Annotated in this window: 6 protein-coding genes; 2 read left to right on the forward strand and 4 right to left on the reverse strand. The window is 64.9% G+C overall.

The features are described 5' to 3' along the window. The first annotated feature begins 97 nt into the window (after nucleotides 1-97). Entirely contained in the window at nucleotides 98-2449 is a 2352-nt protein-coding gene (locus FFS68_RS15490; RefSeq protein ID WP_137754097.1) for a GGDEF and EAL domain-containing protein, read from the forward strand. A gap of 394 nt (nucleotides 2450-2843) precedes the next feature. Next, the gene (locus FFS68_RS15495; RefSeq protein ID WP_249340192.1) at nucleotides 2844-3377 is read left to right on the forward strand and encodes a CHAP domain-containing protein; all 534 of its coding nucleotides are present in this window, start codon (nucleotides 2844-2846) and stop codon (nucleotides 3375-3377) included. 113 nt (nucleotides 3378-3490) lie between these two features. Here the strand turns inward: FFS68_RS15495 and FFS68_RS15500 are convergent, their stop codons facing one another. From FFS68_RS15500 to FFS68_RS15515, 4 genes are all read right to left on the reverse strand, one after another. After that, the gene (locus tag FFS68_RS15500) at nucleotides 3491-3775 is read right to left on the reverse strand and encodes a DUF3297 family protein (RefSeq protein ID WP_137754099.1); all 285 of its coding nucleotides are present in this window, start codon (nucleotides 3773-3775) and stop codon (nucleotides 3491-3493) included. An 84-nt stretch (nucleotides 3776-3859) separates the two neighbouring features. Continuing rightward, nucleotides 3860-6187 carry a TonB-dependent receptor gene (locus tag FFS68_RS15505; RefSeq protein WP_137754100.1) on the reverse strand — a complete coding sequence of 776 codons (2328 nt, stop codon included), beginning with the start codon at nucleotides 6185-6187 and terminating at the stop codon, nucleotides 3860-3862. A gap of 123 nt (nucleotides 6188-6310) precedes the next feature. Continuing rightward, nucleotides 6311-6739, reverse strand: a complete 429-nt coding sequence (locus FFS68_RS15510) for a hemerythrin domain-containing protein (RefSeq protein WP_171003912.1) — start codon at nucleotides 6737-6739, stop codon at nucleotides 6311-6313. A gap of 271 nt (nucleotides 6740-7010) precedes the next feature. Continuing rightward, a complete protein-coding gene (locus FFS68_RS15515) occupies nucleotides 7011-7460 on the reverse strand; it encodes a hypothetical protein (RefSeq protein WP_137754102.1) in 450 nt (149 codons plus the stop codon). Nucleotides 7461-7716: the final 256 nt, after the last annotated feature.

Below are 7716 nucleotides of genomic sequence, written 5' to 3' on the forward strand. Positions count from 1 at the left end.
CTTGCCCACAATTTTTTGTCCCATCGCCGGACAAAAAAGCGTTGGCAAGGGGGTCGCTGGTTACCTTCGGGTAACCCCCGCGCGCTAAACAGGCCGGGTGAAGAGCCTGTTGGACCAGATAGCTGCCGAAGAGATTCCTGCGCGGACCCTGTTGGGGCTGGGACCGCGCGCTGCGGACATCGGCAACCTCCGCCAGCTCCAGCTTGCGCCGCTCCGCGGTCGCGGTGCGCTGCGCCTGTTCATGGGCATCGGCATGGCGCTGGTCGCCGCGTTCACCATGATCCTCAGCGTACCGTTGCCGATCGCCGGCGGCTGGCTCGGCGCCAGCCTGATCTTCAGCCTGTGGTCGTACAACCAGTTTCGCCGTCTGCCGCTGGGCGATCCCAAATTGTCGGGCGTCGCCGAATATCGGCTGTGCAACCGCCACGGATTCTATTCGGCGCTGCTCTGGAGCGCACCCTTCTGGCTGCACGGGCTGACGCCGCCGCTCGACCATGTCCTGTCGATGTGGACGATCGCGGTGCTGATGATGGTGACGCTGGCCATCGTCGCGCACAGCGTGCCGATGGCGTGCATCCTGTTCATCGCACCGGTCACGCTCTCGGCGGCGGCGGCGCTGGTCCGCGCCGGGGCGCCGCAACTCGCCGCGGTCGCGTTGGTCGCCGGCCTGCTGCTGTGCAGCTTCTGCGTTCGCTTTGGCCAAAGCTACATCCGCTATCGCCGCGCCGAAGAAACGCTGCACGAAAAGACCGAAACGGTCAGCCTGCTGTTGCGCGAATTTGAAGAAACCTCGGCCGACTGGCTGTGGCAGACCGACAACAGCCGCCGTCTGGTCCATGTTTCGCCGCGCCTTGCCTATGCGCTGGGTGCGACCGCCGAGACGCTCGAGGGTGTGCCGCTCTTGCAAGCGCTGTCGGGCGATGCCTGGGACACCGGGCTGTTTCCGAAAAGCCTCCACGAAATGGCCGAACGGATGAAGCGGCGCGAGAGTTTTTCAAACCTGATCGTGCCGGTCACGATCGGCGGCGCGCCGCGCTGGTGGGAATTGTCGGCCTCGCCCCGCCTCGACGAGGCGGGCAAGTTCCTCGGTTTCCGCGGTGTCGGTTCGGACGTCACCGAACAGCGCGCCACCGCCGAACAGATCGCCAAGATGGCGCGCTTTGACAATCTGACCGGCCTGCCCAATCGCCTCAGCCTCAACGAAGACCTGGCGCGCGCGATGGCGCATGCGCTCGACGCCAAGGCGCGCTGCGCCCTGTTGATCATCGACCTCGACCGGTTCAAGGCGGTCAATGATACGCTCGGTCACCCGGTCGGCGACAAGCTGCTGGCGCAGGTCGCGGCGCGGCTGAAAGGGCTGATGGAGCGCGGGATGACCTGCGGCCGGCTCGGCGGCGACGAATTTGCCGTGGTGCTGCACAATGTGCCGTCGGCCGACGCCGCCGAAGAGCTGGCGCAGCGCCTGATCACCACGATCAGCCGGCCTTATGTCGTCGACAATCACCAATTGTTCGTCGGCGCCAGCATCGGTTTTGCGATCGGACCGCAGGATGGCGCGACGGTCGAAACGCTGACCCGCAACGCCGATCTGGCGCTCTACAAATCCAAGGACAAGGGCGGCAATGTCGTTGCGGGCTATGTCGCTTCGCTGCACGCGCAGGCCGAAGAGCGGCGGGTGATGGAACAGGAATTGCGCGGCGCGCTCGAACGCCGCGAATTTGAACTTTATTACCAGCCGGTGGTGATCGCCGCCGACGGCACGTTGAACGGCTTTGAAGCGCTGATCCGGTGGAACAACCAGAAGCTGGGCCATGTCTCGCCGGGGCGGTTCATCCCGCTGGCCGAAGACGCCCGGCTGATCTCGCCGATCGGCGAATGGGTGCTGCGCACCGCGTGCCACGAAGCGATGAAATGGCCATCGAATCTGAAGATCGCCGTCAACGTGTCGGCCGACCAGCTGACCGACCCCAGCTTTGCCTCGGTCGTCGTTTCGGCGCTGGCGCAGAGCGGGCTGCCCCCGCAGCGGCTCGAGATCGAGGTCACCGAAAGCGTGTTCCTGCGCGACGGCGGCGGCGCGGCGCAGCTGCTCGACCAGTTGATCGGGCTGGGCATCCGGCTGTCGCTCGACGATTTCGGCACCGGCTATTCCTCGCTCGGCTATCTGCGCAAGACGCAATTTTCGACGATCAAGGTCGATCGCAGCTTCGTCGTCGGCGCCGCGAAGGGCAGCATCGAATCGATCGCGATCATCCGCGCCGTCGTCGCGCTCGCCGACAGCCTGGGCATGTCGACGACCGCCGAGGGCGCCGAAACCGAGCTCGAGGTCGAAACGATCCGCGCGATGGGATGCAGCAACATCCAGGGCTATTATTACGGCCGCCCGATGCCGGCGACCGACGTGCTGGCGCTGTTCCGCCCCACCGAATCCGCGACCAGCGCCGCCGCCTGACCCCACCCCCTTCCCCCTTGATGGGGGAAGGATACGCAGCCTTATCGCGCAGCGATTAGGCGAAGTTGGATGGGGGTGACGGTGCGTCCTCGCGCTGTCATCTCGGACCGAGGCCGCACCCCCTCCGCTGCGCCCCGGACTTGATCCGGGGCTCGCTGCCTCCCCCATCAAGGGGGAGGAGCCGGTGTTGGCGACCAGTCGAACCCTTCGCGCGACGAATTGACGGGCTTAACAAAAGGTTCCGCCGCTCACCGCACCCCCGGCGCGACTCGTCGCGCGATGGGTGGTGGCGCAGGCAAAGCATGGCAAAGACGCTGCAACGCTTGAACACAAGCATTGGGGGTCGCATTTCATGCCGCATCGTAACTTTCTGGCTGCCGCCATCGCGTCCGTCATGACGCTCGCCGGCCTGCTCGTCAGCACCCCCGCCGCGGCGCGCGATTATCTGCAATGCGTCCCCTTTGCCCGCGCCGAATCGGGTGTCGAAATTCGCGGCAATGCCAAGACCTGGTGGGCGCAAGCCGCCGATGACTATGCCCGCGGCGACGAACCGCGCGAAGGCGCGGTGATGGCGTTCGCCGGCACCCGCGGCATGCCGCTCGGCCATGTTGCGGTGGTCAAAAAGATCATCAGCGACCGCGAAATCCGCGTCGACCACGCCAATTGGTCGCCGATCAACGGCCGCCGCGGCCAGATCGAGCGCAATGTCCGCGTCGTCGATGTCAGCGATGCCGGTGACTGGAGCATGGTCCGCGTGTGGTACGCCCCGATCGGCGACCTTGGCCTCCGCGCTAACCCCGTGCAGGGTTTCATCTATGCCGGCGGCACCCCCAACAAGGCACCCAGCTTCAAGGCGCCGGTGTGGGCACAGAACGACTGGAAGCCCGGCAACGGTCTGGAAGTCGTGGTTGCGTCGCTCGGCCAGTAAGGCTCGAACAACTTTCTAAAAAAAACGGCGTCATTGCGAGCGCAGCGAAGCAATCCCGAGCGGTTTACGCTAGCTCTGGATTGCTTCGCTGCGCTCGCAATGACGAATGAAAGTCAGGCTTCGCCCGCATCCTTGGCCGCTTCGCCCTCACTGGCGGCGGCCGCATCCTCAAACCACGCCTCGACCTCACCCGAAAGCTTGATCGTCATCGGCTGGCCAAAACGGTCCTTCGACTTGCCCGCGGCGACGCGAATCCAGCCTTCGGAAATCGAATATTCCTCGACGTCGGTGCGCTCCTTGCCTTTGAAGCGGATGCCGATGCCGCGCTGCAGCACCTCCATGTCGAAATGGGGCGAGCGCGGGTTGGTCGACATATGGTCGGGGGGCGTATCGGTCATAACTATATTCCCATGAAATGATGGCGCGGCCCTAGCGGGACCGCGCCATCATCGTCAACGGAAAGGCGATTGGCCGAGCGGGTTTCAGAACCCCGCTTTCAGCGTCACAAAGAACTGCTGCGGCGCGCCCGCGAGCAGGGTCTGGTTGTCGCCGCGGTTGGCGAAGCCGTTGGTCCCGATCGTCGACACATATTCCTTGTCGAACAGGTTCGTCGCATTGACCTGCACCGAAATCCGCTCGTTCAGCCGGTATCCGATGCTGGCATCGACGATCACGAAGCCGCCGACCTCGGCGTCATTCTCGAACGAATAATAGCGTTTCGAGGTGTAATTGGCGCCGACGCGGGCAAAGAAGCTGCCCGTGTCCCACGTGATCTCGCCCTTGGCCAGATGGCGCGGCGAATTGACCACGGTCTTGCCCGCGGTCGCCGCAACGGTCGTGCCGGCAGCGTTGACGACATCGTCCTGATATTCGGAGTCGTTGTAAGCGTAAGAGGCGAAGAGCGACAAATCGGGGGTGACCCGGAACGTCCCCGCCGCCTCGACGCCCCACGAGCGCACATCGCCGACATTCTGCAGGATCGCCGGATTGCCCTGAATCCCCGAACCATTGGCAAAGGCGATGATGCGATCCTTGAAGTCGACATAATAGCCTGCAATCACGCCTTGGAAGCGCGACGACTTGGTGCGGAAGCCCAACTCATAGGTGGTCGACGTTTCGGGTTTCAGGTCGAGCGCGTCGAACCCCGCCTGCGTCGTCGCGAACGGCCCGCCGGTCGCCGAGCTTTCAAACGCGCGCATATTCTGGGTGTAGCTGGCGAAAACCTCGTTATCGTCGTTCAGGCGGTACAGCAGGCCCGCCTGCGGCAGGAACCAGTCCTTCGCCTCGGTGCGCCCCGCCGCCAGATTACCGCGGACGATCGGGGTCGCCCGGTTGGTGACGCGCAGCCCTTTCCACCCGGCGTTGATCTGGACCTGCCCCAGGTCGAGCGTGTCCTGCACATGATATTGCAGCGTCTGGGTGTTGAAATCGAAATTCCACTGGGTCGCCAGCGGGTCCTTCGGGAATGTCAGGCTGCCACGGCTCGGCGCCCCGGCGGTGTCGGCCAGACCATAGAAACGCCGCGCCTGATTGAAGTCATTATCCTCATACCACATGCCGAGCTCGATCTGGTTGTCGCCCAGCGTGAACAGGCTGCTGGCGACGATACCATAGCGTTCGATGTCATATTCGGTGGTGCGGATGGTGATCGGGGCGCCGCCGGGGGTGACGACATAGGGGGTGAACCACAGCCCGCGGCCCTTGTTGCCATGGTAATAACCCATCGCGTTCAGCGTCCAATATTCGTTCAGCGGCGCCTCCACGCCAACCCCCGCGAGCCAGTCCTTGCGGAGGCCTGAGGCGTCATAATAAGCGTCGTCGACGGTGGCGACCGGCGCCGGAAACGCCTCGCCAACCCCGGCATAGGGCGCCGTGAACACCGCGCCCAGCGGCAGCGAGCCATTGGCGACGCCGGTGTTGAACGCGGCGCGCGCGACCTGATTCTGATAGACTTTGGCGACGCGGACCGCGGTGTCCCAATCCTTGGCAAAATTGTCCCACTGGTAGCCGAGCCGGTTGATCATCCCGGCGCTCAGATCCTGATAGTCATTCTCGGCGCGGTCCGAATAATTGACGAAGCCGAAAAACTGACCGTCGCCAACCGGCTGGACGATGCGCGCGTTGACCTGATGCTGGCGCTGGACGCCGTCGCCCTTCCATTTGTCGGCATCCTGCCACGCATAGCTGAGCGAGAGGCGGGGGCCGTTCGCGCCGATCGCGCCGCTGTCGAGCCGAACAAAGACGCGCTTGGTGTCTCCGCTGCCATAGGTGCCCGACGCTTCGACCGCGAACGTCTCGGCCGGTTCACGCGCGAAAAATTCGATCGTGCCGCCAAGGTTGCTCGTCGATGCCGCCGCCAGCGAACCGGCGCCCTGCGCGACTTCGACCCGGCCGACATTCTCGCTGATGATCGCGCGGCTGATGTGCAGGCCGTTGTGATTGCCATAGCTCATGTCGCCGAGCGGCACGCCGTCGAGGGTAAAGCCGAGCTGCTGCTGCGCGAAACCGCGGATCGAAATGCGCGACGACCATTCATAGGCGCCGAACGGATCGGCCGACTGAAAATTCACCCCCGGCAGCTTGTCGATGGCTTTCAGCGGGCTGATCCCCGCCACTTCGAGCGCGATGTCGGCGGCGGCGATTTCTTGCACCTGCCGCGCCTGCCCTTGGCCGAGCACGACGATCTCTTCGACATCGCCCCCATCGGCGGCGGCGTCGGTCGCGGTTTCCGCGGCAAACACCGGCGTCGCGGCCAGCGCGGCGATAAATGCGGCCCCAGCCCGCAGGCGGTTCCTGAACTGCTTGGTCATCGGTAAATCCCCCTTGTCCCGCGGCCAGAATGGCGCGGTGGTCGCGGGGGCTTTAGGGAGGCGATATTGCTGCACCGCGGCGAAGGCATGACGCGGCGATGACGATATGAAGAAGGATTGGCGTCACCGGAAATCCAGCTGCTCGGCGGCGGGATACAGATCGCAATTTTCGCGCTCGATCCGCATCCCGAGCACATGGAGCACGACCTCGGTCGCATCGCGGAAACCCGGCCAGGCGGCGGCGATCCGCTCGGCGGTCCAGCTCGCGTCATACGTCGCAAAATCCTGCGCGATATGCCCCATCTCGCGGACGAATTCGCCCGTCATCGCGACCACCCGCGGATTGCCGCTCGCCTTCAGCCGCGGATAGAGAACCCAGTCCTCGCATTTCAGGTGGCGCAACAGCGTGTCGCGCAGCATCCCGCGCACCGACGCGAGCTCGGTCGGCCGCGGCGGCTCGGCGTTGCGGACCATATCCAGCAAAAGCTGCGACAGCGTCGACAGCGCCGCATGTTCGGCGCGCAACCGTCGCATTTCGGGACCGATAGGCATCACACGCCTCTCTAAACTTGGTCCCTTCACCCCCGCCATATGGGGCCGACATGAAAAGACGGTAAACGCGCATTAGCCTTTATCGGCGCGGCCCGCACGCCCGGTGGCGGCTTAGACCATATCGGTGCGCCCGTCCGACAATCCTCCCTGTGGCGAAGCCATGGGGAGGTGGCAGCCCGCAGGGCTGACGGAGGGGCCGCGACGCCCGCGCCAACGCCCCTCCGTCCGTGCTCCGCACGGCCACCTCCCCATGCCTGCGGCACAGGGAGGATCACGCCGCCTCCGCCGCCGCGATCCATTCGCGATACGCCTCGGGGATGTCCGCCCCCGCCGCCACCCAGCCGGCCTCGCCGCCGATGCGCGCCGCCGCATCATCATCGACGTCGGCATCGCCCAGTCCCGGGTGCATTTGCAACGGCCCGTAATAGGGCGAATCGCGCTCGCCCAGCCGCACCAGCGGCACCGCGGGATCATCGACCTGCATCGCGATCGCGCCCGGATCATTCTCCGCGACCGCCGCCTCCATCGCGCGCTGCCGCGCCGCCAGCGCCAGCAGCGCCGCGCCGATCTCGGCCTCCGCCTGCGCGTCGAGCGCCGTCCCCTCAAACCCCTCGATCAGCGCCGCCGCCGCATCCTGCCCAGCGCCCCGATCACCACCGCCATTCGTCCCGAGTGAAGCCTGTCCCGAGCCCGTCGGGGCGGTCGAGGGACCATGGATCACCGTCCGCACCGTCGTCGTCGAAGCCTCGGCGATCGCCCCCGCAGCTCCACCTTCAATTCCGTTCGTGCCAACCCCCTTTGATCCGTTCGTGTCGAGCGCAGTCGAGACACCCCGCGCCCCAATACCGCCCCCAGCCTTTCCCTTAACAACTGCATACGCTGCAGACGCTGCCTTTAGCATAGTACCACGCGGACCGTGTGTACATAACTAAAACATAGGAGAGATAACAATGCATAAAGATCAAGCAGACAATAAA

This window comes from Sphingopyxis sp. L1A2A, assembly GCF_005502465.1.
Taxonomy (GTDB): Bacteria; Pseudomonadota; Alphaproteobacteria; order Sphingomonadales; family Sphingomonadaceae; genus Sphingopyxis.

What these genes read in the sequence shown, in the direction of transcription:
- FFS68_RS15495 (WP_249340192.1), top strand. Translation starts at nt 2,844, where the DNA reads ATGACGCTCGCCGGCCTGCTCGTCAGCACCCCCGCCGCGGCGCGCGAT.
- FFS68_RS15500 (WP_137754099.1), bottom strand. Translation starts at nt 3,775, where the DNA reads ATGACCGATACGCCCCCCGACCATATGTCGACCAACCCGCGCTCGCCC.
- FFS68_RS15505 (WP_137754100.1), bottom strand. Translation starts at nt 6,187, where the DNA reads ATGACCAAGCAGTTCAGGAACCGCCTGCGGGCTGGGGCCGCATTTATC.
- FFS68_RS15510 (WP_171003912.1), bottom strand. Translation starts at nt 6,739, where the DNA reads ATGCCTATCGGTCCCGAAATGCGACGGTTGCGCGCCGAACATGCGGCG.